22 protein-coding genes are annotated in these 26,989 nt (G+C 75.6%); 11 read left to right on the forward strand and 11 right to left on the reverse strand.

Going from position 1 to position 26,989, the window contains the following annotated elements:
* Positions 1 to 10: 10 nt before the first annotated feature.
* From ACIRBY_RS33475 to ACIRBY_RS33485, 3 genes are all read right to left on the reverse strand, one after another.
* A complete protein-coding gene (locus ACIRBY_RS33475; protein ID WP_403907824.1) occupies positions 11 to 616 on the reverse strand; it encodes a CBS domain-containing protein in 606 nt (201 codons plus the stop codon).
* Between the two features lie 330 nt (positions 617 to 946).
* Complete coding sequence (locus tag ACIRBY_RS33480) at positions 947 to 2,467, reverse strand: sensor histidine kinase (RefSeq protein WP_403907826.1); 1,521 nt, start codon at positions 2,465 to 2,467, stop codon at positions 947 to 949.
* Positions 2,464 to 3,234, reverse strand: a complete 771-nt coding sequence (locus tag ACIRBY_RS33485; RefSeq protein ID WP_403907828.1) for a response regulator transcription factor — start codon at positions 3,232 to 3,234, stop codon at positions 2,464 to 2,466. The genes ACIRBY_RS33480 and ACIRBY_RS33485 overlap by 4 nt, the downstream gene beginning before the upstream one ends.
* Before the next feature lie 184 nt (positions 3,235 to 3,418).
* On the opposite strand from ACIRBY_RS33485, the gene ACIRBY_RS33490 reads away from it, so the two are divergent.
* The 3 genes from ACIRBY_RS33490 to ACIRBY_RS33500 are packed head-to-tail and all read left to right on the forward strand — an operon-like array spanning position 3,419 to position 6,055.
* Entirely contained in the window at positions 3,419 to 4,789 is a 1,371-nt protein-coding gene (locus tag ACIRBY_RS33490; protein ID WP_403907830.1) for a ferric reductase-like transmembrane domain-containing protein, read from the forward strand.
* 47 nt (positions 4,790 to 4,836) lie between these two features.
* Complete coding sequence (locus ACIRBY_RS33495; protein WP_403907901.1) at positions 4,837 to 5,277, forward strand: FMN-binding protein; 441 nt, start codon at positions 4,837 to 4,839, stop codon at positions 5,275 to 5,277.
* Positions 5,270 to 6,055, forward strand: coding sequence for an FAD:protein FMN transferase (locus ACIRBY_RS33500; protein WP_403907832.1), 786 nt, complete (start codon positions 5,270 to 5,272; stop codon positions 6,053 to 6,055). Before ACIRBY_RS33495 ends, ACIRBY_RS33500 begins: the two co-directional genes overlap by 8 nt.
* Before the next feature lie 25 nt (positions 6,056 to 6,080).
* Here ACIRBY_RS33500 and ACIRBY_RS33505 read toward each other — a convergent pair whose 3' ends face one another.
* Complete coding sequence (locus ACIRBY_RS33505) at positions 6,081 to 6,659, reverse strand: hypothetical protein (protein WP_403907834.1); 579 nt, start codon at positions 6,657 to 6,659, stop codon at positions 6,081 to 6,083.
* Between the two features lie 17 nt (positions 6,660 to 6,676).
* Complete coding sequence (gene htpX, locus ACIRBY_RS33510; RefSeq protein WP_403907836.1) at positions 6,677 to 7,591, reverse strand: zinc metalloprotease HtpX; 915 nt, start codon at positions 7,589 to 7,591, stop codon at positions 6,677 to 6,679.
* A gap of 373 nt (positions 7,592 to 7,964) precedes the next feature.
* Between htpX and ACIRBY_RS33515 the strand changes: the two genes are divergently transcribed.
* From ACIRBY_RS33515 to ACIRBY_RS33525, 3 genes are all read left to right on the forward strand, one after another.
* Positions 7,965 to 8,213 carry a three-helix bundle dimerization domain-containing protein gene (locus tag ACIRBY_RS33515; RefSeq protein ID WP_403907838.1) on the forward strand — a complete coding sequence of 83 codons (249 nt, stop codon included), beginning with the start codon at positions 7,965 to 7,967 and terminating at the stop codon, positions 8,211 to 8,213.
* A 128-nt stretch (positions 8,214 to 8,341) separates the two neighbouring features.
* Entirely contained in the window at positions 8,342 to 10,174 is a 1,833-nt protein-coding gene (locus ACIRBY_RS33520) for a glycoside hydrolase family 15 protein (protein WP_403907840.1), read from the forward strand.
* 112 nt (positions 10,175 to 10,286) lie between these two features.
* On the forward strand, positions 10,287 to 11,429 hold the full coding sequence (locus ACIRBY_RS33525) for a PP2C family protein-serine/threonine phosphatase (RefSeq protein WP_403907842.1): 1,143 nt from the start codon (positions 10,287 to 10,289) through the stop codon (positions 11,427 to 11,429).
* Positions 11,430 to 11,449: 20 nt separating this feature from the next.
* Here the strand turns inward: ACIRBY_RS33525 and ACIRBY_RS33530 are convergent, their stop codons facing one another.
* Positions 11,450 to 12,007, reverse strand: coding sequence for a TetR/AcrR family transcriptional regulator (locus ACIRBY_RS33530; RefSeq protein ID WP_403907844.1), 558 nt, complete (start codon positions 12,005 to 12,007; stop codon positions 11,450 to 11,452).
* A 5-nt stretch (positions 12,008 to 12,012) separates the two neighbouring features.
* Positions 12,013 to 12,375: a DUF1304 domain-containing protein gene (locus ACIRBY_RS33535; protein WP_403907846.1), complete on the reverse strand. Its 363-nt coding sequence runs from the start codon at positions 12,373 to 12,375 to the stop codon at positions 12,013 to 12,015.
* A 365-nt stretch (positions 12,376 to 12,740) separates the two neighbouring features.
* On the opposite strand from ACIRBY_RS33535, the gene ACIRBY_RS33540 reads away from it, so the two are divergent.
* A complete protein-coding gene (locus ACIRBY_RS33540) occupies positions 12,741 to 14,237 on the forward strand; it encodes a purple acid phosphatase family protein (RefSeq protein ID WP_403907848.1) in 1,497 nt (498 codons plus the stop codon).
* 36 nt (positions 14,238 to 14,273) lie between these two features.
* Here ACIRBY_RS33540 and ACIRBY_RS33545 read toward each other — a convergent pair whose 3' ends face one another.
* From ACIRBY_RS33545 to ACIRBY_RS33555, 3 genes are all read right to left on the reverse strand, one after another.
* On the reverse strand, positions 14,274 to 15,392 hold the full coding sequence (locus ACIRBY_RS33545) for an agmatine/peptidylarginine deiminase (protein WP_403907903.1): 1,119 nt from the start codon (positions 15,390 to 15,392) through the stop codon (positions 14,274 to 14,276).
* 135 nt (positions 15,393 to 15,527) lie between these two features.
* Positions 15,528 to 16,682, reverse strand: a complete 1,155-nt coding sequence (locus ACIRBY_RS33550; RefSeq protein ID WP_403907850.1) for an agmatine/peptidylarginine deiminase — start codon at positions 16,680 to 16,682, stop codon at positions 15,528 to 15,530.
* A gap of 221 nt (positions 16,683 to 16,903) precedes the next feature.
* Complete coding sequence (locus tag ACIRBY_RS33555) at positions 16,904 to 17,791, reverse strand: SDR family NAD(P)-dependent oxidoreductase (protein ID WP_403907852.1); 888 nt, start codon at positions 17,789 to 17,791, stop codon at positions 16,904 to 16,906.
* A 71-nt stretch (positions 17,792 to 17,862) separates the two neighbouring features.
* On the opposite strand from ACIRBY_RS33555, the gene ACIRBY_RS33560 reads away from it, so the two are divergent.
* Positions 17,863 to 18,786, forward strand: a complete 924-nt coding sequence (locus tag ACIRBY_RS33560) for a LysR family transcriptional regulator (RefSeq protein WP_403907854.1) — start codon at positions 17,863 to 17,865, stop codon at positions 18,784 to 18,786.
* 91 nt (positions 18,787 to 18,877) lie between these two features.
* Here ACIRBY_RS33560 and ACIRBY_RS33565 read toward each other — a convergent pair whose 3' ends face one another.
* Positions 18,878 to 19,639, reverse strand: a complete 762-nt coding sequence (locus ACIRBY_RS33565; protein WP_403907856.1) for an ABC transporter ATP-binding protein — start codon at positions 19,637 to 19,639, stop codon at positions 18,878 to 18,880.
* 196 nt (positions 19,640 to 19,835) lie between these two features.
* Here ACIRBY_RS33565 and ACIRBY_RS33570 point away from each other — a divergent pair, with 196 nt between their 5' ends.
* From ACIRBY_RS33570 to ACIRBY_RS33580, 3 genes are read left to right on the forward strand one after another with little or no spacing between them, the layout of a single operon-like run.
* A complete protein-coding gene (locus ACIRBY_RS33570) occupies positions 19,836 to 23,123 on the forward strand; it encodes an FtsX-like permease family protein (protein ID WP_403907858.1) in 3,288 nt (1,095 codons plus the stop codon).
* Positions 23,120 to 26,026 carry a hypothetical protein gene (locus tag ACIRBY_RS33575; protein ID WP_403907860.1) on the forward strand — a complete coding sequence of 969 codons (2,907 nt, stop codon included), beginning with the start codon at positions 23,120 to 23,122 and terminating at the stop codon, positions 26,024 to 26,026. Before ACIRBY_RS33570 ends, ACIRBY_RS33575 begins: the two co-directional genes overlap by 4 nt.
* A complete protein-coding gene (locus ACIRBY_RS33580) occupies positions 26,023 to 26,982 on the forward strand; it encodes an ABC transporter ATP-binding protein (protein ID WP_403907862.1) in 960 nt (319 codons plus the stop codon). The genes ACIRBY_RS33575 and ACIRBY_RS33580 overlap by 4 nt, the downstream gene beginning before the upstream one ends.
* The last annotated feature ends 7 nt before the right edge of the window (positions 26,983 to 26,989 follow it).

Raw genomic sequence — 26,989 nt, forward strand, 5'->3', positions numbered from 1 at the left:
GGCTCCTTCCTCACAGGCGGTCGGCAGTGGCGGGCCGGGACACGGTCAGCCTGCTGTCGACGTCCACCACTCCGTCGACGCTCTGGCAGAGCCGCACCACCGCGGGCAGCAGCTCGGGCCGTGACACCGTCCCGCTGAGCGTCACCCGCCCGTCGTCCACGGCGACGGTGATCGAGGAGGGGGCGAGGCGCAGGGTCTGCGTGAGGACGTCCTCCACGACCTCCTCCCGGATGGCGTGGTCGCGGCGGAGGAACAGCCGGACGAGGTCGCTGCGGCTGAGCACGCCGACGACCCGGCCGTCCGCGTCGACGACCGGCAGGCGTTTGACGCCGCTCCGCTCCATCACACGGGCCGCCCGGACCACGCTCCACTCGGGGCGGGCGGTGACGGCCGGGCTCGTCATGAGGCCCTGGGCGGTGGGCGTGCCGCCCGCACCGCGCCTGCGGAGCAGGTCCGCCTCCGAGACGACGCCCACGGGGCGCCCGGTGTCGTCGACGACGGGCACGGCGGTGATGTCGAACTCCTGGAGGAGCCGTGCGATCTCCTTGAACGCCGTGGAGCCGCGGACCGTGACGGCACCGGGTGTCATCAGGTCGGCGACGCTGCGGTGCCTCATGACGGCCCGTCCCCGGGCGGGCACCGATCCGGGGGAGGGGCGGGCCTGCGCCCGGCCGCCGTTCCCCGGAACCCGGTGCTGATGTCCGCGGCCGGGCGCGGGCGGGCGCCCGGGCGGGAGCCGCGGCCGACGCCGCCGGCGGTGCGCAGGTGGTGCATGGCGTTCCTCCGCGAAGTGACCGTCCGCGACGCGACGGCCGGGAGAGCCGGGCGGCGCCGCGTCCCCTCCACCATCCACCGGTGCCGGCCGGCCGATCGAGGGCCGAACGGCCCCGTTGCCGGACTGACCGGCCCAAGCGGACCCCGCTTCCCCGGGATGCGCGGCATCCGCTCAGCGGTTCGGCCCGCTGTCGTCGGCCCCGGCCCCGGCCCCGTCCGGGCCGTCCGGGCCGTCCGCCCCGTCGGCCGCAGGGAGCGGCCCGGCGGGCAGGAGCAGCCGGAACCGGGTGAGCCCGGGGCGGCTCTCGGCCGTGACGGTGCCGCCGTGCGCGTGGGTGATGGCCTCGACGATGGACAGCCCGAGGCCGGTGGATCCGGTGTGGCGGGAGCGGCCGGTGGCGCCCCGGGAGAAGCGCCGGAAGACGTCGGGCAGCAGCTCCGGGGGGATGCCGGGTCCGTCGTCGGTCACCGTGAGTCCGGCCCGACGCGAGTCGGCGGACAGGGCGACGGTGATGTGGGTGCCCGCGGGGGTGTGGAGGCGGGCGTTGGCCAGGAGGTTGGCGACGACCTGGTGCAGCCGGTGGGGATCTCCCGGCACGACCACGGGGTCCTCCGGCAGGTCCAGTTCCCAGCGGTGGCCGGGGGAGAGCGCGTGGGCGTCGTCGAGCACGTCGAGCACGACGCGGGTCAGGTCGACCGGCTGCCGCTCCAGCGGGCGGCCGGCGTCGAGGCGGGCGAGTAGGAGCAGGTCGTCGACCAGGGTGCTCATCCGCTGCGATTCCGCGGCCACCCGGCGCAGGGCGTGGCGCACCTCGTCGGGCACCGGCCCCCCGTGGCGCAGCGCCAGCTCGGTGTGGGCCCGCACCGTCGCCACGGGGGTGCGCAGCTCGTGGCCGGCGTCGGCGGCGAAGCCCCGCAGCCGCTCCTCGCTGACGTGGCGGCGCGTCAGGGCGTCGCCGACGTGGCCGAGCATGCGGTTCAGGGCGGTGGCCACCCGGCCGACCTCGGTGTCCGGATCGGCGTGCGGAACGGGACCGGGCATCTCCACCTCACCGGTCGCGAGCGGCAGCCGGGTGACCTCGGTGGCGGTCCGGGCGACCTGTTCGAGGGGGCGCAGGGAGAAGCGGACCCACAGCGCGGCGGCGCACCCGGCCGTGACGAGGGCGGCGCTGAAGACCACGGCCTCCACCGCCTCCAGGCGGTGGACGGTCTCCTCGACGGGACGCAGGGGCAGCCCGGTGATCAGGACGTCGCCGTCGTCGCCCGGAGCGGCGAGGACCCGGTAGCGGCCGAGGGCCGACAGGCGCAGGCTGTACCCCCTGCCATCGGGCCGCACCGCGTTCAGGGTACGGACGTCGGCCGTGCCGAGGGGGACGGACCGCTGGCTGGTGTCGTCCACGACGGCGGCCTGCGTCACCCGGCCGCCCAGCAGGCGCGCGCCGAAGGTCCCCGCCGCCTGGCCCCGGGTGTCGGGGCGGTTGTCGGCGTCGGGTTCGGCCTCGTGTTCCAGGCTGGCCGCGAACCGGCCCCCGCTCGCGGTGAGCTGCTGGTCGACCCGGCCGATGAGGAATCCGTGCAGCGCGAGGGCGGTGACCGTCCCGACGGCCGCGCACGCCAGACCCAGGAGCACCACCAGTCCCACCGTCAGCCGGGCGCGCAGGGAGCGTGGCGGGCGGAGCCGGAGGCGGGTCACCGCTGCTCCGGCTTCAGCACGTAGCCCACCCCGCGGACCGTGTGGATCATCGGGGGGCGACCCGCGTCGATCTTCTTGCGGAGGTAGCTGATGTACAGCTCGACCACGTGCGCGCGGCCGCCGAAGTCGTAGGACCACACCCGGTCCAGGATCCGCTCCTTGGACAGCACTCGGCGGGGGTTGCGCATCAGGAACCGCAGCAGCTCGAACTCGGTGCGGGACAGCTCGACGGCCTTCCCTCCCCGCGTGACCTCCCGGGCTTCCTCGTCCATGACCAGGTCGCCCACCACCAGACGGGGGCTCTGCTCACCGCGCGCCATGCCGGCCCGCCGCATCAGCCCCCGCAGCCGCGCCAGGACCTCCTCCAGGCTGAACGGCTTGGTGACGTAGTCGTCGCCGCCCGCCGTGATGCCCGCGATGCGGTCCTCGACCGCGTCCCGCGCCGTCAGGAACAGCACGCACACCCCGGGGCGGCGCGTGCGCAGCGCGCGCATCACGGACAGGCCGTCCAGGTCGGGGAGCATCCAGTCCAGTACGACGAGATCCGGCTCGAACCGCTCCGCGCAGGCCAGGGCGCCCGCAGCGTCTCCCTCGGTACGGACGTCCCAGCCCTCCGCGCGCAGGGCGGCGCCGAGCACGTCGGTGAGGTCCGGTTCGTCGTCGACGACGAGGACGCGGACCGGGGCGCCGTCGGGCCGCAGGAGCGGGGAGGGCAGGGAGGAAGAGGCGGGAGGGGCAGGTGGGGAGGAAGGGGAGGGAGGGTGCATGGTCCGTCCAGCATCGCCGATGGCGGCGGCCCGCCGCAGGGGCCCCACCTTTGAGTTTCCTCTGAATCACCTCGGAACGGGCCCCTTCAAAGGCTTCTCAGAGGAACCTCCGCCACGGTGGGAGCCGCCCCACCGACCGCTCCCGTCCACGACGGCGGCGGGCCCCGACAGAAGAGGAGACGCCGTGGCCGCCCACTCCGGCTTCGACGCGACCCGGACGCCGACGCGCGGTGCCGTCGGCCCGCCGCTCGCCCCCCGGCTCCTGCCGGCGGGCCTGCACGTGCTCGGCTGGGCCGGCGCCGCCGCCGTGCTCGGCCTGTGGTGGGCCGACACCACCGCCGTGGTCGGCGCCGCCGGCTGGCTGACCGGCGCGGGCCGGATCACGGGCCTGCTCGCCGGCTACGCCTGCGCCGTCATCGTCGTCCTGATGGCCCGTGTCCCCTGGCTGGACCGCACGGCCGGCAGCGACCGCCTGGCCCGCTGGCACGCGGCCGGCGGCCGGTACGCGATCTCGCTGGTCCTCGCCCACACCCTGCTGACCGTCTGGGGCTACGCGCTCACCGGCCACACCGGCGTGCTCGACCAGACCGGCCGCCTGGTCCTGCACTACCCGGAGATGCTCAAGGCCACGGCGGCCTGGTTCCTCTTCGTCCTCACCGCCGTGGTCTCGGCCCGCGCGGCCAGGCGCCGGCTCTCGTACGAGACCTGGCAGCTCCTGCACCTGGCCACCTACGCGGCGGTCTTCCTCGCCTTCGGCCACCAGCTCGCCGACGGGGCCGACTTCGTCGGCAACCGCGCTGCCCAGGCCCTCTGGTACGCCATGTACCTGTCGGCCGCAGCCCTCGTGCTCTGGTTCCGCTTCCTCGTCCCGCTGCGGTCCGCGCTCCGGCACCGGCTCACCGTCGCGGAGGTCCGGCCCGAGGGCCCGGGGGTGGTCTCCGTGCTCGTCACCGGGGACCGCCTCGACGAGCTCGCAGCCCTCCCGGGGCAGTTCCTGCGCTGGCGCTTCCTCGCCCCGGGCCTGTGGTGGACGGCGAATCCGTACTCGCTGTCCGCACCGGCACACCCGCGGTTCCTGCGCATCACGGTGAAGGCGCTCGGGGGCCACAGCGCCGCCCTGGCACGGCTCCGTCCCGGGACACGGGTGTGGGCCGAGGGCCCGTACGGGGCCCTCGTCGCCCGCAACGCCCGGCCCGGCAGCGCCCTGCTGCTGGCGGGAGGCATCGGGATCACCCCGCTGCGCGCCCTGTTCGAGACCATGCCCGGAGACCTGATCCTCGTCCACTGGGCGCGCACCCCGGCCGATCTGGTCCTGCGCGGCGAGCTGGACGCCATCGCCGCCCGGCGCGGCGCCCGCGTGTACTACTCGGTGGACGAACCCGCCGGACACGCCCTGCCCCTCACCGCCTGCGGCCTCACGGCCCTCGTCCCGGACCTCGGCCGGCGCGAGGTCTACCTGTGCGGGCCGCCGGGCATGACCGCCGCGGCCGGAACCGCCCTGCGCGAGGCGGGCGTCGACCCGCGACGCGTCCACCAGGAGTCCTTCGCCCTGTGAGATCCGCCCCCGCCCGCCCCGCCCTCCCAGGAGCCCCCGTGCGCCGCATGGCCCTCACCACCACGGCAACCGTGACCGGCATCGTCTCGCTGCTCGCGCTCAAGCCGCACCACGGCGAGCGTCCCGCCGTCTCCGCGCGCCCGTCGCCGGGCACGGACCCGGCCTCCGGCGCGGCGTCCGGCCCGACGCCCGGGTCCGCCGGGGCGAACCGCACGGGCACCTTCACCGGATCCGTGATCGACACGCGCTACGGTCCCGTGCAGGTCGCCGTCACCCTGAGCGGGGGCCGGCTGACGGCCGTCGAGGTGCTCCAGGTGCCCTCGGAGAACCGGCGCGACCGCACGATCGCCACCTACGCCGTCCCCCGTCTCACCGACGAGGCCATCGGCGCCCAGAGCGCGGACATCGACGCGGTCTCCGGCGCCACCTACACCAGCGAGGGGTACGTCCGCTCCCTCCAGAGCGCCCTGGACCGGGCCCGTGGCTGAGGACCCGCCCGGCCCGCCCCAGCGCCTGCGCCACACCGAACACGTCATGGGCACGGTCTTCTCCTTCGACCTGCGCCACCCTCCCACCCGGGCGAACCGGGCCGCGCTGCGGGAGGCGGTCGCCTGGCTGCACCACGTGGACCGGGTCTTCTCCACCTACCGCCCCGACAGCGCCGTCAGCCGCATCGGCGACGGATCGATGAACGTCCGCGACGCCCCGCCGGAGGTCGACCGGGTCCTGAGCATGTGCGAGCGGGCGGAAACCGCCAGCCGGGGGCGCTTCTCCGCCCGCGCCGGCGGCCGCCTGGACCCCTCGGGGCTCGTCAAGGGCTGGGCGGCCGAGCAGGCGTACGGCATCCTGCGCGCCGCCGGAGCACCGAACAGCCTCGTCAACGGGGGAGGCGACATCCGCCTCGGCGGCGAGCCGGCCCCGGGCCGCCCCTGGCGCGTGGCCCTCGCCGACCCCTGCCGGCCGGGCGGCGTGCTCACCACCGTCGAGGGGCGGGACTTCGCGGTGGCCACCTCCGGCGGCGCCGAGCGCGGCCCCCACGTCCTCGACCCCCGCACCGGCCGCCCCGCCCACCGCCTGCTCGCCGCCACCGTCACCGGCCCGGACCTGACCTGGGCGGACTGCTGGGCCACGGCGGCGGTGGTGCTGGGCGCCGACGCCCACGCCTGGATCGGGTCGCAGCCGGGATACGAGCTCCTCACGGTCGGCCTCGACGGCCGGGCCCGCCGCAGCGCCGGATTCCCCCTCCGCGTGACCGACGGGCCCTGAGGCGAGGGGCTGCGACGTCACGGGTTCACAGGCCGGGGGCTCCCCACAGCGGGAACCAGCGGCTCACGTCGGCCTCGACGCGCAGGTCGTCCTTGACCACGGCCTTGATCTGGAGTTCCAGCGGGTTGTCCCGCTTCTGGCCGGGCAGCGGGGCGAAGGGGTAGAAGGTGCCGCGCTTGTAGAGGTAGACCAGGGCGAGGGGGCGCAGCTCGGCGTCGCGGAAGGACACCAGGGAGCACAGGAGCTGCGGGCCGAAGCCGCCGTCCTGCAACGCGGTGTTGACCGCGTGCAGGTCCCCCACGAGCGCGGGCAGGTCCTCGGGGGTCCGCTCGGAGAGCAGCCACGTGTATCCGTACCCGTCCCGGCTGAACTCCACCGGCGCGCCGCCGCGTCCGGAGTCCGCGTCCAGGAGGGCCCGTACCTCCTGGCGGATCCCGGTGAAGGCGCCGCCCTCGATGGAGGCGAAGCAGACCGAGCCCGCTCCGGTCGGTGCGAAGCCGGCGGCCGCCTGGAGGGTGACGGCGGCCGAGGGCAGGCCGAACAGCTGGTCCAGGTCGGGTCCGACCGGCTTGGACCGCCCGAGCAGCACGTCCCAGAAGCCCATGGGCTCCCCCCTCCTCCTCAGGTTTCCCCGCCGCCCGGTCCGCCCAGCTCGGCGGCGACCTCGGCGAGGGCCTCGAGCCGCCGTTCCAGGGTGGGGTGGGTGGCGAACAGGTTGGCCAGCGCCGTGCCGGGTCCGAGCGCGGGGGTGAAGAAGAAGGCGTTGAACGCCTGGGCGGTGCGCAGGTCCTCCGTCGGGATGCGGGCGATGTCCCCCGTGACCTTGGTGAGGGCCGAGGCCAGCGCGGACGGCTTGCCCGTGAGCATGGCCCCGGCGCGGTCGGCGGCCAGCTCGCGGTAGCGGGACAAGGCCCGGATCAGCAGGAAGCTGAGCGCGTAGACGAGGGCCGAGACGGCCATCACGGTCAGGAAGACGACGGCGGTGTTCTGGTCGCGTCCGCGCCCGCCGAACGCCTGGGAGTAGAACGTGAAGCGGACGGTGAGTCCGGCGATCACGCCCAGGAACGAGGCGATGGTGATGACGGTGACGTCCCGGTGCGCGACGTGGGAGAGCTCGTGCGCCAGCACGCCTTCGAGCTCCTCCGTGGTCAGACGGCGCTGGAGCCCGGTGGTGACGCACACCACGGCGTGGTCCGCGTTGCGTCCGGTCGCGAACGCGTTGGGCAGGTCCATCCGCGAGACGGCGACCCGGGGCTTGGGCATGTCGGCCGTGGCGCACAGGCGGTCGACGATGCCGTGCAGCTCGGGCTGCTCCTCGGGCGTGACGATCTGCCCGTGCATGGCGTACAGGGCGATCCGGTCCGCGTACCAGTACTGCACGCCGAGCAGTCCGGCGGCGATGACGACGACCAGGACGGTGGACTTCAGCAGCACGATCAGCGCGGCGACGAACGCCACGTAGACCAGCCCCAGCAGGAACATGGTGACCGCCATGCGGGCGGTCAGCTGACGGTCGGGCTCGAAACGGCTGCGCACCGCCATCACCTCGGGTCCGGGTCGTCCGGGCCGGTGTCCGGCTCGTCGAGCCGGACCGGCCGCGCCGCGGCGGTCGCGTACCGGCCGCCGCCGGAAATCCACACGGTCATGATGTCGCCTCCGGGTCGGACGGCCCCTCCGGCCGTTCGCCGCGGCCGGGGGCCGGTCCAGGGGAGTCCCTCCTTCCATCATCGCGCAGTGGCGGCCGCGTTCGCCCGGACCGGGCGGCCGTCCGCCGGGGGCGGCCGGCCGCGGTTGGCGGAAGGTCGGCTTCCGTGCGCGGACGGGCTGCGTCAGAGTGGAGGGGGCGATCCAGGTACCGCCAAGGACCCGCGAAGGACCCGCCGAGGACCCGCGAAGGAGGCCGTCCCGCATGCCGGAGGACCCCGAGGACGCCGCCACCCTCGCCCGCGTGGCCGACCGGCTCGTCAAGGCCTTCGCCGGGCTCGACCGCGAGACCGTCGAGAGCGCGGTCGGCACCGCCTACGCCGAGCTGCGGTACGCGCGGGTGCGCACCTACCTCCCGATCCTGGTGGAGCGCCGCGCCCGCGACCTCCTCGCCGCGGCGGGCGACGACCCGTTCCCCGGAGGGGAGGGGGACAGGGACCCCGCGGGGCGCTGACGGCGCCGCGCGGCCCGGCGCCGCGGGGGCGCGCCGGAGCGGTACGGCCCTGCCCGACCTACCATGACCATGGAGGACCAGGTCCCTCTGCACCCCGCACCTGCCACGGCATCGGTAGGGAGGCCGGCATGGAGTTCGGGAACGGATCCGGGGGAGTGGACGGCTCGCGCTACCTGCCGATCTCCGAGCACGGCCTGATCGGCGACCTCCGTACGGCCGCGCTCGTCGGGACCGACGGCACGATCGACTGGTACTGCTGCCCGCGCTTCGACGCGCCGAGCGTGTTCGCCTCCATCCTCGACGCCGACCGGGGCGGATCGTGGGAGCTGGCCGCCGACGTGCCGGCGCGGACCCGGCAGTTCTACTTCCCCGACACCAACGTGCTGATCACGCGGTTCTACGCCGCCGACGGGGTGGCGGAGATCCAGGACTTCATGCCCGTCGTGGACGAGTCGCGCGAGGGGGCCCGGCACCGGCTGATCCGGCGGGTGGTCTGCGTGCGGGGCAGCCTGCCCTTCAGGACGCGGATCGCCCCCCGCTTCGGCTACGGCGCCGAGACGCACACCGTGCGCGTGCAGGCCCACGAGGCCGTCTTCGCAACCCCGTCGATCTCGATGGCGCTGTCCTCCACCGCGCCGCTCGAAACGGACGGCACGGACGTGTCCGCGCACTTCAAACTCCTCGAAGGCGAGTCCGTGGTGTTCGCCCTCGACCGGATCACCGGTGAGGTCCGTCCGCGGGCCTGCCCGCACGCCGAGGCCGAGGAGCAGTTCGAGGCGACGGCCCGCTTCTGGCGCGACTGGCTGGGCCGCTCCCGCTACCGTGGCCGGTGGCGGGAGATGGTGAACCGCTCGGCGCTGACGCTCAAGCTGCTCACCTACGTGCCGACCGGCGCGATCGTCGCCGCCCCGACGACCAGCCTGCCCGAACGGGTCGGCGGCGAGCGCAACTGGGACTACCGGTACGTGTGGGTCCGCGACGCCGCCTTCTGCGTGTACGCCATGCTGCGGCTCGGCTTCACCTCGGAGGCGGAGGCGTTCATGGGCTTCCTGTCCGAACGGTGCATCGAGCCGGCGGCCGGCCCCAGCGGTCCGCTCCAGATCATGTACGGCATCGACGGGCGCACCGACCTGCCCGAGTCCGAGCTGAGCCATCTCGAAGGACACCTGGGATCCGCTCCGGTGCGGGTGGGCAACGCCGCCACCGGCCAGCTCCAGCTGGACATCTACGGAGCCCTGATCGACTCCGTCTACCTGTACGACAAATGGGGGAAGCCGATCAGCAGCGACCACTGGGACGAGGTCGGGACCATCGTGGACTGGCTCTGCGACCACTGGGACCAGCCCGACGAGGGCGTCTGGGAGACCCGGGGCGGCCGCAGGAAGTTCGTCTACTCGCGGCTGATGTGCTGGGTGGCGATCGAACGGGCCGTCCGCATGGCGAACCGGCGCGGCCTGCCGGCCGATCTCGCCCGCTGGCAGCGGAGCCGGGACGCGATCTACCGGCAGATCATGCGGGAGGGGTGGTCGGCCGCCCGCGGAGCCTTCGTCCAGGGGCTGGGCGACGACGTCCTCGACGCGTCCGTGCTGATGATGCCGATGGCCAAGTTCATCTCGCCCACCGACCCGAAGTGGCTCTCGACCCTGGACGCGCTGACCGCGGAGCTGGTCTCCGACTCGCTGGTCTACCGCTACGACCCCCAGGCCAGCCCGGACGGCCTGCGCGGAGCCGAGGGCACCTTCTCGATCTGCTCCTTCTGGTACGTCGAGGCGCTCACCCGCGCCGGACGCCTGGAGGAGGCCCGGCTGGCCTTCGAGAAGATGCTCACCTACGCCAACCACGTCGGCCTCTACGCGGAGGAGATCGGCCGCAGCGGAGAGCAACTCGGCAACTTCCCGCAGGCCTTCACCCACCTCTCGCTGATCAGCGCCGCGTTCAACCTCGACCGCGCCCTCGGCTGAGGCCCCCGGGGACGGCAGGGTGGCCGGGAGGCGGGGGAAGCGGCCCGGGTGGTGCTCGTCCTCGTCGGCCCGGCGGCAGGACACGTCCCGTCCCGTGCGGTATGCCTTTTCCATGGATTCCCGCCGGCGAGCCTGCGTGCCCCGCATCTCGCGGCGCGGCGGGCGGCTGCTGCTCGCGGTGCCCTTCGCGCTGATCGCGGCCGTCACCGTCGTGGACGTCCTGTCCCCGCCCGACATCCACCTGGGGCCGTTCCTGATCGCCGCGCCCGCCGTGACGGCGTCGTTCGAGGGGCCCCGCATGACGGCTTTCGTGGGCGCGGTCGCCGTCCTCGCCCAGTCGATGGTGGCGGTCGTGCGGACCAGCCTGACCGACCTCAACCACACGTACCAGATCATCGCGCTGGTCCTGATCTCGGTCATCGCCACCTTCTTCGCCCATCTGCGGGAGCGGGACGAGAAGAGGATGACGCGGCTGCGCTCCATCGCCCAGGCCGCCCAGAGCGTCGTCCTGCGCCCGCTCCCGCACCGGGCGGGACCGCTGCACATCGCCTCGGTCTACCTGGCCGCGGAGGAGGAGGCGCAGATGGGCGGCGACCTCTACGCGGCGGCCCGTACGGCCTCCGGGACCCGGCTGCTGATCGGAGACGCCAGGGGCAAGGGGCTCGACGCGATCGGCGAGGCCTCCCTCGTCCTGGGCGCCTTCCGGGTCACGGCGCGGGAGCAGGAGCTGCCGGACCTGATCGGGCACCTGGAGGCGGGGGTCGGCTCGGCGGAGGAGGTCCGCGGGGCGCCGGATCCGGGATCCGGCGGGCAGGAGGCGGCCGACGACGCGGACGAGGCCTTCGTCACCGCGCTGGTGCTCGACATCCCCGACCGCGAGCCGGTGGTCCGGCTCGTGAACTGCGGGCACCCGCCGCCGCTGCTCCTGAGGCGGGGGCGCGTCATCCCCCTCGACACGGCCGACGCCAGGCCCCCGCTGGGACTGTCGGACCTGCTCGCCCCCGATGTGGCGGTGGCGACCTTCCCCTTCGACGTAGGCGACGTGCTCCTGCTCTACACGGACGGCGTGGTCGAGGCCCGCGACCCCTCGCGCGCCTTCTACCCCCTGGTGGAGCGGCTCACGGCCTGGGCCCGGGACGACCCGCCGACCCTGCTCGGCCGTCTGCGCGAGGACCTGCAGGCCTACGCGGGCGGCCATCTCGGTGACGACGCGGCACTCGTCGCGGTCGAGCGGCTCGCACCGGGCCCCGGCTGAGGGCCGCACGGGACGAAGGGTCAGGCCAGCGGGGTGCGGTGGAGGCCGATGAGGAGGCGCCAGACGCGTCCGGCGATCTCGGCGGGGGTGGCCCCGATGAGGCCGTGCAGCCAGTCGGCGAGCACCCCGGCGAAGGCGGAGGCCACGGCCGAGGCGACCAGGTCGGGCTCCGGCGCGCCGGCCAGGGCGCGTTCGGCCCGGCTGCGGGCACGCAGGTCCCGGTGGAGGGCGTGGCCGAGCGGTCCGCCGCCGCCGGGGCGGAGCAGTTCCCGGTAGAGCCGGGCGTGGCGGGGGAGGCGGTCGAAGAAGTCGAGCAGGGCGGGCGGCGGGCTCGCCGGGTCGGGGACGCCGCGCCAGGCGTGCAGGGCGTCCACCGCTTCGCGGACGATCTCGGCGCAGGTGTCGACGGCGAGCGCCTCCAGGTCGGCGTAGTGGAGGTAGAACGTGGCCCGGCCGACGCCGGCCCGGCGCGTGAGGGCCGCGACGCCGACCTTGTCCAGCGGGCGGTTCGCGCACTCCTCCAGCAGGGCCTGGCGCAACCTGGCCCGGGTCCGCTCGGTGCGGGGGTCCTCCGGCACGCCGGTCACCCGGCCAGGAGGACGGCGCCGAGCGCCAGGGCGCCGGGCAGGGCCTGCGCGATCAGGATGCGCCGGTTGGCGGTGAGGCCGCCGTAGACCCCGGCGACCACCACGCAGCCGAGGAAGAAGACCCGCACCCGCAAGCCCGTCGGGTCCCCGGCGAGCAGCCCCCATATCAGCCCGGCGGCCAGGAAGCCGTTGTAGAGGCCCTGGTTCGCCGCGAGGGGGGCGGTGGCGCGGGCGAGGTCCGCGTCGAAGCCGGAGAGCCTCCGGCCGGGCGGCCGCTGCCACAGGAACATCTCCAGCACCAGGATGTACACGTGTAGCGCGGCCACCAGTCCCACCAGCACCGTCGCGGTCGTCTCCATCGGCGTGTCCCCACCCTCTCGTCATTTCATGGACAGGTGTCCAGAATAGCTGGACACCTGTCCATGAAATCAAGTGGGAGGGGCGCGTGCGGCTGGGGGCGGCGGAGTCCGGTGGGGCGCCTCCTTGGCGTACGGCGGTCGAAGCCGCGTCGGGAAACTTTCGTTCAAGAGTGTTCCCCGAAGACCGTGGAGCCGCCGGTCGCGCCTAGGGTGCAGACGATCAACTCCCTCCGAGACAAAGGCGTTCCATGTCGATTCCGCGCAGATCGTTACTGGCCGGCTCGACGGCCGGCGCCGCCGCCGTCGTCGGGGGTGCGGGGAGTGCCGGGGCCGCCGGCCGGCCCGCGGCCGCGGCGTCGCCGTTGGTGCAGCGCACGCCCAGCCGCATCGGGGTGCCGGGGGTGGCCGGGCTGCACCTCCAGTTCGGTGCCGATCCCGCCACCGAGATGACCGTCTCCTGGATCAGCCCCCAGTCCGTCCGGCGTCCGCGGGTCCATCTCGGGTCACCGGACGGCGGCGCCGGGCGTGCGGTCGACGCCGAGACCCGCACCTACCGCGACGGGCTCTCCCGGCGGGAGGTGTACGTCCACCACGCGCGCCTCACCGGGCTGCGGCCGGACACCACCTACCTGTACTCGGCCGGGCACGACGGCGCCGCGCAGGAGACCGGGTCGTTCACCACGGCGCCGCGCGGCCGGACCGCGTTCACCTTCACCAGCTTCGGCGACCAGGGCACCCCCAACCTGCGCCGCAGCCTCAAGTGGCCCACCAAGGACACCCCGCCGCCCCTCGGACCCTTCCCGCTCTACACCAGCACCCAGGGCGGCACCGAGGCGTCCGCCGACATCGTGGCCGCGGTCGAGCGGGTCGCCCCGCTGTTCAACCTCGTCAACGGCGACCTCTGCTACGCGGGCGTGGCCGGCGCCATCGGAGAGGACCGCGTCGCGACCTGGGCCGACTGGTTCATCAGCAACAGCCGCTCGGCGCGGCTGCGCCCCTGGATGCCCTGCGTCGGCAACGGCGAGACCGAGAAGGGCAACGGGCCCCTGGGCCTTACCGGCTACCAGACCTACTTCACGCTGCCTGGCCCGACGCCCGCCGCCGACCCCGAGACGCACGGCCTCTGGTACGCCTTCACCGTCGGCGCGGTGCGCTTCATCAGCCTGGCCAACGACGACGTGGCGATCGCGGACACCGGCGACCTGTATCTCCGCGGATACTCGGGCGGCGCGCAACGCCGCTGGCTGGAAAGAGAGTTGAAGGCGGCGCGGGGAAGTGCCGGCATCGACTGGATCGTCGTCTTCATGCACCATCCGATGGTCTCCAGCCACCGCAGCGGCGGCAGCGACCTCGGGATCCGCGAGGCGTGGGGCCCGCTCTTCGACGCGTACGGGGTGGACCTGGTGCTCTGCGGCCACGAGCACTACTACGAACGCTCGCTGCCGGTCCGCGGCACCCTGCCGAACGACGCCCGCACTCCGGTCCCGGTCTCGACCCGTACCGATGTCGCCGACACCGGCCAGGGCACCGTCCACATGATCATCGGAGGCGGCGGCAACTTCGCCACCACCCAGGACGACCTCTTCGAGGAACCCAAGGCCCGCGTCGTGGTCGACGTCGGCAAGGAGCCCGAGGGCCGCCACCGCAAGCCGGTCTACCTCACCGAGGACGCCCCCTGGCGCGCCGTCCAGGACCGCGTCCACTCCCACGGCTTCGCCGCCTTCGACGTGGACCCGGGCACCCGCGGCACCGGACGCACCCGGATGCACGTCACGTACTACACCTTCGACGGCCCCTACGGAGAGCTGACCCCGGTGGACGCCTTCACCCTGGAGCGCCCCCGCGCGGACGCCCGGCACTGACACCCGCCCGGCGGGCGCCGGCTGAGCGGGTTCCGCTCAGCCGGCGATCGCGGGCTGGTCGTGGGTGGCGCAGTGGATGCCGCCGCCGCCCGATGCGATGGCGTCGATCTTCACGGGGACGATCTCGCGGTCGGGGAAGTGCTCCTTCATGATCTGCCGGGCGCGGTCGTCGGCCCGGGAGTCGCCGAACCGGGGCAGGTAGACGCCCTTCCCGCCGATGTAGAAGTTCATGTACGAGGAGACGAAGGCGTCGCCGCGGCCCGTGATCCGGTCGGGGTCGGGCTGGGACAGTTCGATCACCTCGATCTTCTTGCCGCGCGCGTCCGCGGCGTCCTTGAGGACGGACTTCGCCTGGTCGGCCGAGCGCGACCACACGTCGGCCGGGGTACCCGGGAAGGCCTTGTCCAGGAGGACCACGCCGGGCGCGACGAAGCGCATCAGGCAGTCGACGTGCGCGTCGGTGATGTCCTTGCCCTTCACGCCGGCCAGCCAGATGACCTTGGTGACGCCGAGGGCCTTCTTGAGTTCCGCTTCGACCCGCTCGCGGCTCATGCCGGGGTTGCGGTTGGAGTTGACCACGGAGCTCTCGGTGAGCACCAGCGTGCCGAGGCCGTCGGTCTCGAAGGAGCCGCCCTCGGCGACGACCGGCGTCTCGATCCGGTCGATGCCGTACTTCGCCAGCAGGGTCCGGGCGACCTCGGCGTCGTTGCCGTGCTCCTGCTTCCCGCCCCAGCCGCTGAAGTTGAAGTCGACGCCCTTGACCTTGCCGCCCTCCTCGACGAAGACGGGTGCCGTGTCCCGGGCCCACAGGTCGTCCACGGCGAGCGGGACGACCTCCACGTCGTTGCCGCAGGCCTGCTGGGCGGCCTCCTCCTGGCCGGGCCGGGCCATGAGCACCACCGGCTCGCGCGCCCCGATGGCGGCGGCGAGTCCGGCGATGTCCCTGCGCACGTCGGCCAGTTGGTCGCCCCACACGTTCTCGGACGCGGGCCAGGCCATGAACGTCCGGTTGTGCTTCTCCCACTCGGCGCCGAGCCGGCGCCCGTTCGCCCCGCCGGAGCCCTCCGGGGTGCCCTCCCGGTCCGGGTCGTCGGGTTCGGAGCAGGCGGTCAGTCCGAGGGCGAGCACGCTCGCGCCCGCGAGGGAGCGCAGCATGGTGCGGCGTGACAGGGCGGGGATCGACACAGGGGCCTCCGGTGGGCGGGGGAGAGGGGGAGGGGGCGGGCCGTACGACCGGCCGGGCGGGCCGTGCGCACCGCCGGCGGCGTCCGGGTCCGTGCGGACGGGGGCTCAGGGCATCGGCTCGTGCATGGTCGAGCAGTGGATGCCGCCGCCGCCGCCCATCAGGCGGTCGACGTCGAGCTGGACGACCTCGCGGCCGGGGAAGGCCGCCGCCAGGGCCTGCCGGGCGGCCTCGTCCTTGGCGCGGTCGCCGAACTGCGCGGTGATCACGCCGCCGTTGACGAGGTGGAAGTTCAGGTAGGAGTCGACGAACGCCGAACTGCGCGAGCGCACGGTGTCGGGGCCGTCCACCCGGATCACCTGGAGGCGCCGGCCGCGCGCGTCGACCGCCGCGGAGAGGATCGCGAACTGCTCGCGGGCGTCGCGCGCCCACACGTCGTCGCGGTCCTGGGGCGGCAGCTGGACCATCACCACACCGGGGCGGACGAAGCGCGAGGTGACGTCGACGTGGTCGTCGGTGATGTCCTTGCCCTTGATCCCGGGCAGCCAGATCATCTTGTCCGCGCCGTAGGCGTCGAGGAGGGCGTGCCCGATCTCGTCCCGGCTCATGCCCCGGTTGCGGTTCTTGTTGACGAGGCTGCTCTCGGTGGCCATCAGCGTGCCGTCGCCGTCGCACTCCACCGCTCCGCCCTCGCCGACCAGGTCGGCGTAGGTGAGCCGCAGGCCCCGGCGGCGGGCGACGCGCTCGGCGACGCGGGCGTCGTCGGTGTGGACCTGCTTGTCGCCCCAGCCGTTGAAGTTGAGGCAGAGCGCGTCCAGTCCGCCGTTCCCGTCGTGGCGGAAGACCGGGGCGATGTCGCGCATCCACAGGTCGTCGGTGGGGATCGCGGGGGTCACCTCGACCTGCGGGCCGCACAGGCTCCGCGCCTCACGGGCGCTGTAGTCGTCGGGGACGCACATCACCACGGGCTCGAACGCGGCGATCGTGCGCGCGATCAGCGCGATGTCCTCCTGTACGCCGGCCAGCTGCCGCCCCCACACCGACTTCCGCGACGGCCAGGACATCCACGTCCTGGCGTGGGGCACGTCATCGGCCGGTACGCGGGGGCGCACTCCCCCCGGGCGCGGCGCGCCCGAGGCGGCGGGCCCCGTGAACACCCGTGCCCCGAGGGCGAGGCCGGCCGCCCCCAGCACGCTCCGGCGGGAGGGGAGGACGCTGAGCAGGCGGTCGGCGAGCGAGCGCTCGCCGCGGTGTTCGGTCATGGCATCTCCAGATCAAGTGGACCATCGCCGGGCCGGCGCCGCCTGCGCGGGCGGTGCGCGGGCGAGGGGGGCGCCGATCGGCCGGGGCTCCCGCCCGGCCTCAGCGTCGCACTGACTGAAAATTCAGTCAAATTCTGACGCCCGTCGGAGGCGGTGCGCTCCGGGAAGGCCGCGGGCCCCGGCGCCGTTCGCCGGGGCCCGCAGGGATTCGGCTCGGGGGTTCAGGGCGTGAGCAGGCGGTCCTGCTCGACCAGGGGCCGGCCGCCGTGCCAGTCCAGGGCCTCGCCGAAGCGGACCAGTTCGCCGTACAGGGCGGGGTCCGCCTGGGGAGCGGACACGAGGTCGAGCACGGCGCGCGCCGCCTCGGCGGGCGTCCGGGCCCCGCTGAAGTCGGTGAACCACGGGCGGGAGGTCGCGGTGTCGACCATGCCGGGGCACACGGCGGCGACCAGGGTGCCGTCCGCGAGGTCGCGGGCGCGGCGTTCGGCGGCGACCGCGCGGACGGCGGCGACCTGGGCCACCTTCGAGGGCACGTTCAGCCAGCGCGGCCAGCCCGCCTCGGCCGCCGTGTTGTGGTGGATCGCGGCGCGCCAGGACTCGACGGCGTACTCGACCTGGTCCAGGCTCGCACCGTCGAACAGGGGGTGCAGCCGGGGGTCCAGGTGCCCGAGGGTGCCCAGGCCGCTGGCCACCACGAGCAGCCTGCCGCAGGGCCGCAGGACCGGGCCGAAGGACCGCAGGACGGCGTGGGTGGCCGTGTTGGAGACGTCGATGAACTCGTCGGCGCGCGCGGCCTGCGACTCGTGGGGCAGGAGGCGGGTGACGGCGTTGGAGACCACCACGTCGACGCCGCCGTAGCGGGCCCGCAGCTCCTCGGCGAGGCGGGCGATCTCCTCGGTGTCGGTGACGTCCAGGACGCGGCCCTCGACCCGGGCGCGGGTGCCGGGCAGGCCCGCCGTCTCGCGGGCCGCTTCGGTGACGCGCCGGTGGTCGCGGCCCGTGAGCAGGACGAGGTCCTCCGGCCGCATGCGGGCGGCGAGGCCCTCCGCGAGGGCCCGGCCCAGGCCCTGGTTGGCGCCGGTGACGAGTGCGATGCGTGAAGTGTTCATGCCCTCACGGTAGGAAGCCGGGGATCCATGCGTCCAACGAAACTTGTGCATGTGTGGTATGCGTAAACCTCATGGACTTCACGGACGTGTCGCTGACCGCGCTGCGGGTGTTCCGCGCGGTGGCCGAGCAGGGGACCTTCACCGCGGCCGCGGCCTCGCTGGGGTACACCCAGTCGGCGGTGTCCCGGCAGATCGCCTCCATCGAGCGGGCCGCCGGTGCGGAGCTGCTGGTGCGGCGCCGCGACGGCGTACGGCTGACCCCGGCCGGGCGCATCGTCATGCGCCGGGCGACGGCCGTGCTCGACGAGATCGACCGGGCCGCCCGGGAGCTCTCCGGCCTGCCCGGTCCGGGCGGGACCGTACGCCTGGGCTGGCTGCCCTCCGCCGGTACGACCCTGGTGCCGCGGGCCCTCGCCGCGCTGCGCCGCGGCGATCCGGGCGTGCGCGTCGTCAGCCGGGAGGGGACCACCCCTGCGTTGGCGCGGGCCCTGCGGGCGGGCAGCATCGATCTCGCCCTGCTCGCCTCCGCTCCGCCCTTCCGCGCGCCGGACGCCGAGTCGCCCCCGCTGGCGCTCCAGACGCTCACGGAGCGGTCCCTGTGCCTGGCCGTGCCGGAGGCGCACCCGCTGGCCCGCGGGGAGTTCGCCGACGTGGCCGACCTGACCGGACAGCAGTGGATCGCCGGCCCGTCCTCCGGTGCGGACGTGCTGCTGGGGGTGTGGCCGGGCCTGGACGAGCGGCCCGAGATCGCGCACACGGCCCGGGACTGGCTGGCGAAACTGCACCTGGTCGCCGCGGGCTGCGGGCTGACCACCGTGCCCTCCGCGATGGCGGCCGCCGTGCCGCCCGGCGTACGCGTCCTGCCGGTGCGCGGCGGGCCGCAGGAGACCCGGCGCCTGCTGCTGGCCCGGCTGCCCGGTCCGCCGGCCGAACCGGTGGTCCGCCTCGCGGCCGCCCTGCGGGCCGCGGCCCTGGAGGTCGACCTGGACCTGTGAGCCGGCCGCCGAGCGCACGCGGCCTTCGGCCGGGCCGGCCGCGGAGCGCCTCCCGGCGCCGCCGGCCGCCGCCGCCTTCGGGCAGGGCTTCCTACGCGTCGGCGGGCGTGCGGGTGCCGGCGTCGGCCTCGACGACGCGTCCGTCGCGCAACTCCACCACGTGGTCCGCGAGTTCGATCAGGTTCGGGTCGTGCGTGGCGACGAGGACGGTGACGTCCTTGCTGCGGACCACCGCGCGCAGCAGCTCCATGATCGACCGGCCGGTCTCCAGGTCGAGCTGGCCCGTGGGCTCGTCGGCGATGATCAGCTCGGGGTCGTTGGCCAGGGCCCGGGCCAACGCGACGCGCTGCTGCTGGCCGCCGGAGAGTTCGCCGGGGCGCTGCTCGGCGTGTTCCGCGAGGCCGACCAGGGCGAGCAGGGTCCGTGCGCGCTCCTCGCGCTCCTTGGCCGGGACCCGGCGCAGCCGCATCGGCACCCCGACGTTCTCCAGGGCGGTGAGGACGGGGATCAGCCCGAAGGACTGGAAGACGAAGCCGATGCGGTCGCGGCGCAGGGCCAGCAGGCCCGCTTCGTCGAGGGCCGCCAGGTCGGTGCCGTCGAGGGTGATCCGCCCGCTGCTCGGGGTGTCGAGGCCGCCGACGAGGTTGAGCAGGGTGGTCTTGCCGGACCCCGAGCGCCCTCGGAGCGCGGTGAGCGCGCCGCGCCGGATCCCGAAGGACACCCCGCGCAGGGCGTGGACGGCCTGCGGTCCGCTGCCGAAGCTGTGGTGCACGTCGTCCACCACCACGAGCGGCGTGCCGCGGTCCTCCCGGGCCGGCGCGGACGTCGCCGCAGAACTCTGATGGGCTGTCATGGCAGGTGCTCCCCCGTGGAGTCGAGTGCGCCGCCCCCGGGCCCGCCTCCCGTACCCGCAGGGCCGCTGTGACTTTCTGATCACATTTGCGCACCTGTCACCTACTTCACGCAAGTCCCTTCCGTTGATCATCCGAATCTGACAGCATCGTCCGCTATCCGGGACTGCGAGTCCGGACGGGGGAGGGACTGCACACGTGCTCGGCTTCGTCGTGCGCCGACTGCGCGGGCGATGGCCGCTCGCCGTCGCCGCACTGCTCACCGTATTGATCACGGCCACCGCTCTGACCGCGCTGACGGCGTTCACCCGCGGCGTGGGGGAGGAAGGCCTCCGGCGCGCCCTGGCCGGCCCGGAGCGCTCGCGGACGACGGTCGTGGTCACCAGCGGCCGTCCCGCCGCCTCGCGGGCCACGGACGACGCGTCCGTCCGGGCCTTCTCCGGCAAGGTGTTCGGGCGGCTTCCGGTGGCCGCGCAGAGCCTGGCGCTGAGCCGCTCCTACGGGCTTCCCGGGGCCTCCGCCTCGGGCCGCGACGCCGACCTCACCCTGCTCGCCGCGCTCGGCCGCACGCACGTGCGGCTGTTGGAGGGGCAGTGGCCGCAGCCGGTGACCGCCCCCGTCGCGGGCGGCTCCGTGCCGCCCCAGGCGGCCGTGCCGCGCACGGCGCTGGCGCGCCTCGGCCTGACCGGATCGGCCCTGCCCGCGCAGGTCCGCCTCGACGACCGGTTCGGCGGGCCCGCGCTGACGGTCCTGGTGACCGGCGTGTACCGGGCCGCCGATCCGGACGACGCCTACTGGCGGCTCGACCCGCTCGGCGGCCGGGAGATCCGGACCGGCAGCTTCACCACCTACGGCCCCCTCCTCGTGGACGACAGCGCCTTCACGGCCGGAGGCCTCCTCCAGGAGTACCGGTCCACGCTCCTCACCCCGGACCTGGGCACGATCCGCGCCTCCGAAGCCGAGGCGGTCCGCGCCGCCGCAGGCCCCGCGGGGCGCGACCTGGAGCGCACCGCCTCGCTCCGCACCTCCACCGAACTCCCCGAGCTGCTTGCCGAGACGGACTCCGGACTGCGCGTCGCCCGGTCCGCCCTGCTGGCGGGCGCCCTCCAGCTCGCCGTGCTCGCGGCCGCCGCGCTGCTCCTCGTCTCCCACATCATGACGGTCCGCCAGGAGCCGGAGCGGGTCCTGCTCACCGCGCGCGGCGCCTCCCGCCGGCGCCTCGGCGCGCTGGGCGCGGCCGAGTCGCTGCTGCTGGCCCTGCCCGCAGCCGTCCTCGCCCCGCTGCTGACACCGCCCCTGCTGCGCCTGTCCGGCCGGATCGGACCGCTCGGCCGGGTCCACCTGGAGATCCCGGACACCTGGCTGGTCTGGCCGGCCGCGGCCGGCTGCGCCCTGGCCTGCGTCCTGCTGACGACCCTGCCCTCCGTCCTGCGCGGCGCCTCCGCCGCCGTACTGCGCCGGGCAGGCAGCCGGCAGGCCCTGGTGACGGGCGCCGCCCGCTCCGGACTGGACCTGGCCGCGGTGGCCCTCGCCGTCCTCTGCTACCAGCAGCTGGCGCACTACGGGGGCGCCGACGGCGCCGGCCCGGGCAGCGGCCCCGCCGGCGGCGGGCTCGGCGTGGACCCCGTGCTGGTCGCGGCCCCGGCCCTGGCCCTCTGCGCGGGCACGCTGCTGGTCCTGCGGTTGCTGCCGTTCGCCGCGCGGGCCGGCGGGCGGCTGGCGGCGCGCGGCCGCAGCCTCGGCCCGGCCCTGTTCGGCTGGCAGCTCGCCCGACGGCCCGGCCGCGCCACCGGGCCCGTACTGCTGCTCGTCCTCGCCGTCTCCAGCGGGGTCCTGGCCCTCGGCCAGCACGCCGCCTGGTCCGCCTCCCAGCGGGACCAGGCGGACTTCGCGACCGCCGGCGGGCTGCGGATCTCCGGCAGCAGCATGTCCCCGATGGGCCAGGGCGGACGCTACGGCGCCCTCCCCGGCGCGGACCGCCTGATCCCGGTGGTCCGCCAGGACCAGCAGCTGCCGGGCGGGGGCACCGCCGAGCTCCTGGCGCTCGACGCCGCCAAGGCGGGCGGAACCGTACCGCTGCGCGCGGACCTGCGCGGCGGCCGCTCCGTACGGGAGCTGCTCACCCCCCTCGCCGCCCCCGGGCCGCAGGCCGCCGCCCCCGGCGTCACCCTGCCCGGCTCCCCCCGCCGCATCGACCTCGACGTGACGGTACGGTCCAGCGGCATGAGCTGGGCCGCCGTGAGCCTGCTCCTGCGCGACCGGTTCGGGACCGTCCACACCACCCCGCAGGTCCCCCTGCCCACCGGCGACGGCACCCTCCGCTTCCCGCTGGACGCCCTGACCGACGCCCCGATCGGCTCGGCCGCGACCCCGCTGGCGCTGGCGGGCGTCAACCTCTCCTACGCCGGGGACGGCGGCCCCGCGGGCGACGGCGCCGAACTCGCCCTGCGCCGGATCGCCGCCTCCGACACCCCCGACGGCGCCCCCGTGCCGGTCGCCGCGCCGGCCGCGGCCGGCCCCGCGGGCACCGGGGGCTGGCAGCTGGCGCCCCCGCAGCCGCCCCGCGCCTCCGGAGTCCCCGCCCTCGCCCCGGCCGCGGCCGGCTCCACCGAGGTGCTGCGCCTGCGCTACTGGGGCGGGTTCGGCACCGACCGGGGCGTCCACGCCCTGCTGTTCCCCGCCCCCGCCGCCCCGCCCGCCGCCGCCCTCCCGGCGGTCGCCACCACCGGCTACCTCCGCGCGCTCGGCGCCTCCACGGGGGACACGGTCCACGTCACCGTCGACGGGGTGACCGTTCCGCTGAAGATCACCGCCGCCGTGGAGGCGCTCCCCGTGGCCGGACGCAAGGCGCTCGCCGTCGACCTGCCCACGCTCGGCCGGTTCCTGCTGGAGACCGCCGGGCAGCAGGCGGCCGCGCCCGGCGAGTGGTGGCTGCCCGCCGCCTCGGCCGCCGACCCCGCCCCGGCCCGCGCGGCGGACCTGCTCCGCGAAGGGGTCAGGACCGAACGCGTCCAGCTGCGCGGGGAGATCGCCGACAGCCTGCTCGACGACCCGCTGAGCGCCGGCCCGCAGAGCGCGCTGGGCGCCCTCGCCGCCGCCTGCGCGGTCCTCGCCGCCATCGGCTTCGCCACCGCCACCGCCGCCGAACGGCGCGTGCGCGGGCGGGAGTTCTCGGTGCTGCTCGCCCTCGGCGCCCCCCGCCGCTCACTGGCCCGGGCCGCCGCCGCCGAGGGCGGGGCGCTGATCGTCCTCGGGACCGCGGTCGGCACCGCGCTGGGAGTCGTCCTCGTCCACCTGATGGCGCCCCTGGTCGTGCTGACGCCGGCCGCGCGCCGGCCGTACCCGCCCGTCCGGGTGGACATGCCGCTCTGGCAGACCCTGCTGACGGCCGCCGCCATCGCGGCCGTCCCCCTGCTGTCGGCCGCCTTCGGCGGTCCCCGGGGCCGCGACATCGCCGCCCGGCTGCGCCCCGTGGAGGAGATGTGACCACCCTGCCGCCGTCGGCGACCCCGGAGTCCTCGGCGCCCGCGCGGCCCCCCGCGGCCGTCCCGCGTCCCGCGCCCTGGGTCGGGACCCGGCTGCGGGCAGCCAAGGCCGGCAGCGTGCTCGCCGCCGTGCTGGCGTTCGTCGCGGTCCTGCTGGCCGCCGCCCTGCCACGGGCCCAGGACCGCGGAGCCGACCAGGCGCTGCGGTCCTTCCTCCAGCGCGGCGGGCCCGGCTACACCAGCCTGCTGGCGACCGCGCCGCCGGAACGGGGACAGGGCACGGAGCGCCTCGACGCGACGAAGTCGACCCTGCTCGCGCACACCAGAGGCAGCTTCCACGTCGACCCGGACTCCGTCGTGTACGGCAACTGGACCGTCAAGGGCCGCGGCCTGCTGAACCCGGGGCTCGCCGCCCCGTCGGGCCTGCCGCCCGTGATGCGCCTGCTCTACGTGCGCAACGCCCGGGCGCACGTCCGGCTGGTGGAAGGGCAGTGGCCGGCCGACGCCCCCGCCGCGGGCGCCCCGCCCGCCGCCTCCGCCGAGGACGGGCCGCCGCTGCGGATCGCGCTCTCCCAGCGCGCCGCCCGCACCATCGGCGCCGGCCTCGGAACGGTCCTGACGACCTCACCGGTGCCCGGCGCAGGACCCCGCGCGCAGGTCGTCGGCCTCTACGCGGTCCCCGACGAGACCGAGGACTTCTGGGTGGACCTGGGATGTCTCGCCCTCGCCTGCGAGTACCACGAGGGGGACAACGCCTACTGGGCCGCCGACGCCCTCGTCGAAGCCCCCGACCTGCCCCGGCTCGACGGCTGGAGCTCCACGGCCGAGGACTTCTGGCGGCTCCCGGTCGACACCGGCCGGCTGCGCGCGGACCGGCTCGCCGCCACCGAGCAGGACATCGCCTCGTACGTCACCGGGCCGGTCGCCGCCGAACTCGTCACGCAGACCTCGCGCGACATGCTCCGCACCAACTCGCGGCTGCCCGAGCTGTTCGCCCAGGCCCGGGCCCGCAGCCGGGCCGCGGCACCGCTCGCCGCGATCGGCCCCGCCGGGGTCGCCGGGGTCGCCCTCGTCGTCCTGTGCCTGGCCGGCGCGCTCGCCGCGGACCGCCGGGAGGCCGAGCTGCGACTCCTGCGGGCGCGCGGCGGCTCGCGCGCCGGCATCGTCGGCCGGCTCCTCGGCGAGGGCGCCGTCACCGTGCTCCCGGCGGCCGCCGCGGCCACCGCGCTCGCCGTCCTGCTGCTGCCCACGCCCCGGCTCGCGGCCTCGCTGCTCTGCGCCGCGACCGTCGCCCTGCTCGCCCTGCTGGCCTTCCCGGTCCGCGCTGCCGTGCTGCTGTCCCCACCGCGCCCCGCCGCGCGGTGGCGCAGACCCGTGGCCGAACTGCTGGTCCTCGCCGCCACCGCCGCCGCCGTGTCGGAGGTGCGCCGCCGCGGGGTCGCGCCCGCGGGCAGCGGCACGGACCCGCTGCTGATCGCCGCGCCGCTGCTGCTCGCGCTGTGCGGGGGCCTGCTGCTGGCCCGGCTCCTACCCCTGCTGACGGGGTGGTTCGCCCGGGCGGCCGCCCGCGGCCGCGGGCTGGTCGGCCACCTCGGACTGGTACGGGCCGCGAGCGGCCCCGGCCGCCGCGGGGCCGCAACCCCGGGGCGCGGCCGGACCGGCCCCTCCGTCCTGCCCCTCGTCGCCCTGCTCCTGGCCGTCACCACCGGCGGGTTCGGCTCCGCCGTCCTGGAGTCCGTGGACGCCGCCCGCCTCCTGGGGGCGCACCGGACGATCGGCGGCGACGCGGCCGTCTCCGCGGTCGGGGGCGGCACGCTCCCGGACGCGCTCCTGAAGGCCGCGGGCGAACTGCCGGGCGTGCGGACGTCCGTTTCCCTGTGGACGGACGACGACTCCGCGGTCCTCGGCACCGCAGAGGGCCGCACCCGGGTCACCCTGGTCGTCGCGGAACCCGCCGCGTACGCCGCGCTCTCCCGCGGCCTGGGCTGCGGCGCCTTCGACCCCGCCCTGCTGGGCGGCGGCGGGACGGGCTCCGCGGACGCCCCGGTGCCCGCGCTGTTCAGCGCCGGGCTGGCCCGGCAGGCGGGCCCGGGCACGCACGTCCTGCGGCCGGGACCGGGCGGGGAGCTGCGGGTACGGGCCGCGGGGGTCGTCGACTGCACCCCCGTCCCGTCGGGCGCGGGCGGCGAGACCGTCGTCCTGCCGGCGGGCCCCGCGTCGGCCCTGGTCCGCGGCGCCGACCACGCCAACCGGTGGCTCGCCCTCGGCCCCGTCGAGGCCGGGCGGCTGCGCGCCCTGGCCCGCGCCGACCGCCCGGCACCGACCGCGACGCCGCAGGCCGCCCCGACGCCGCAGCGGACGGCGGAGCCGGCCGCGGCACGGGACGCGGGCGCCGGCGCGCAGCGGGCCGACGAGCGGTACCTGGTGCGCACCAGCGCCGAGTACGTCGCCGAGCTCGGCGCCGATCCGCTCCAGGGCTCGGCCGAGCGCCTGTTCTGGTCCTGCGTGGCCGCGGCCGCCGGCTTCGCCCTGCTGGCCGTGCTGCTCACGCTGCTGCGCAACGTCCCCGAACGCGCCGCGCTGCTGGCCCGGCTGCGCACCATGGGGCTGCGCCGCCGCCAGGGCGTGGCCCTGATCCTCGCCGAGGCCCTGCCGCAGACCCTGGCCGCCGCGCTGGGCGGGGCCCTGACGGCGGCTGCGGCGGTGGCGCTGCTGGGCCCGGCGATGGACCTGTCCACGCTGGTCGGCGCGAGCGCGCCGACCGGCGTACGGCTCACCGCGGGGGCGGTACTGGCACCGGCCCTGGGCCTGGCCGCCCTGGTCGCCGCGGCCGTCCTCGTCGAGGCGGCGACGTCCGGGCGACGGCAGATCACCACCGAGTTGAGAGCGGGAGACCAGCGTTGAACACCGACCAGCCGACCTACGAGGAGCTGCGCCGCAGGGCGGCGGCCGCCACGGAGTCCCGCACCCCCGCCGCGGACGCCGCGATCGCCTGCGACCGTCTGGTGCGGATCTTCAGCACCGACGGCGTCGAGGTGCAGGCCCTCCAGGGGCTGGAGCTGACCGTCGCCCAGGGCGACCTGGTGGCCCTGGTGGGCGCCTCGGGCAGCGGGAAGTCCACCCTCCTCAACATCCTGGCGGGCCTCGACGTCCCCACGGCGGGCAGCGCCGCGGTCGCCGGATACGACCTGCTGGAACTGTCGGCGCGGGACCGGCTGCGCTACCGGCGCGAAGCGGTCGGCTTCGTCTTCCAGCAGACGGCCCGCAACCTGCTGCCGTTCCTGACGGCCGCCCAGAACGTGGCCCTGCCGATGCAGTTGCGGGGCGGGGGCTCCCGCCGCGGCGCCCGCGCCCGCCAGGCCGCCCGGGTCGCGGAGGTGCTGGACGCCCTCGGGATCGGCGACCTGGCGCACCGGCACCCCGCGCAGCTGTCGGGCGGGCAGCAGCAGCGCGTCGCGATCGCCGTGGCGATGGCGAACGACCCCAGGGTGCTGCTGGCCGACGAGCCCACGGGCGAACTGGACTCCGAGACGGCCGCCACGGTCTTCGAGGCCCTCCGCACGGTGAACAGGGAACTCGGCGTGACGGTGGTCGTCGTGACCCACGACCCCATGGTGGCCGGGGAGGTCCGCCGCACCGTGGCGATCCGCGACGGCCGCACCAGCAGCGAGGTCCTGCGCAGCCTGGTCACCGACGAGCACGGCGAGGAATCGGTCAGCGAACGCGAGTACGTGGTCCTCGACCGCTCCGGACGCGTCCAGCTCCCGCCGAAGTTCCTGGCGGCCCTGGGCATGGAACACCGCGTGGCGGTCGACCTGGCCCCGGACCGCATCGAACTGCGGCCGGACCGGGGCGAGTGACCCCGCC

This window comes from Streptomyces sp. NPDC096136 (assembly GCF_044763325.1).
GTDB lineage: Bacteria > Actinomycetota > Actinomycetes > Streptomycetales > Streptomycetaceae > Streptomyces.

Bases quoted from the DNA above. Each gene is read 5' to 3' on its own strand.
- ACIRBY_RS33475 (WP_403907824.1), bottom strand. From the start codon at position 616: ATGAGGCACCGCAGCGTCGCCGACCTGATGACACCCGGTGCCGTCACG.
- ACIRBY_RS33485 (WP_403907828.1), bottom strand. From the start codon at position 3,234: ATGCACCCTCCCTCCCCTTCCTCCCCACCTGCCCCTCCCGCCTCTTCC.
- ACIRBY_RS33495 (WP_403907901.1), top strand. From the start codon at position 4,837: ATGGCCCTCACCACCACGGCAACCGTGACCGGCATCGTCTCGCTGCTC.
- ACIRBY_RS33505 (WP_403907834.1), bottom strand. From the start codon at position 6,659: ATGGGCTTCTGGGACGTGCTGCTCGGGCGGTCCAAGCCGGTCGGACCC.
- ACIRBY_RS33515 (WP_403907838.1), top strand. From the start codon at position 7,965: ATGCCGGAGGACCCCGAGGACGCCGCCACCCTCGCCCGCGTGGCCGAC.
- ACIRBY_RS33520 (WP_403907840.1), top strand. From the start codon at position 8,342: ATGGAGTTCGGGAACGGATCCGGGGGAGTGGACGGCTCGCGCTACCTG.
- ACIRBY_RS33525 (WP_403907842.1), top strand. From the start codon at position 10,287: ATGGATTCCCGCCGGCGAGCCTGCGTGCCCCGCATCTCGCGGCGCGGC.
- ACIRBY_RS33535 (WP_403907846.1), bottom strand. From the start codon at position 12,375: ATGGAGACGACCGCGACGGTGCTGGTGGGACTGGTGGCCGCGCTACAC.
- ACIRBY_RS33545 (WP_403907903.1), bottom strand. From the start codon at position 15,392: ATGCTGCGCTCCCTCGCGGGCGCGAGCGTGCTCGCCCTCGGACTGACC.
- ACIRBY_RS33550 (WP_403907850.1), bottom strand. From the start codon at position 16,682: ATGACCGAACACCGCGGCGAGCGCTCGCTCGCCGACCGCCTGCTCAGC.
- ACIRBY_RS33555 (WP_403907852.1), bottom strand. From the start codon at position 17,791: ATGAACACTTCACGCATCGCACTCGTCACCGGCGCCAACCAGGGCCTG.
- ACIRBY_RS33560 (WP_403907854.1), top strand. From the start codon at position 17,863: ATGGACTTCACGGACGTGTCGCTGACCGCGCTGCGGGTGTTCCGCGCG.
- ACIRBY_RS33565 (WP_403907856.1), bottom strand. From the start codon at position 19,639: ATGACAGCCCATCAGAGTTCTGCGGCGACGTCCGCGCCGGCCCGGGAG.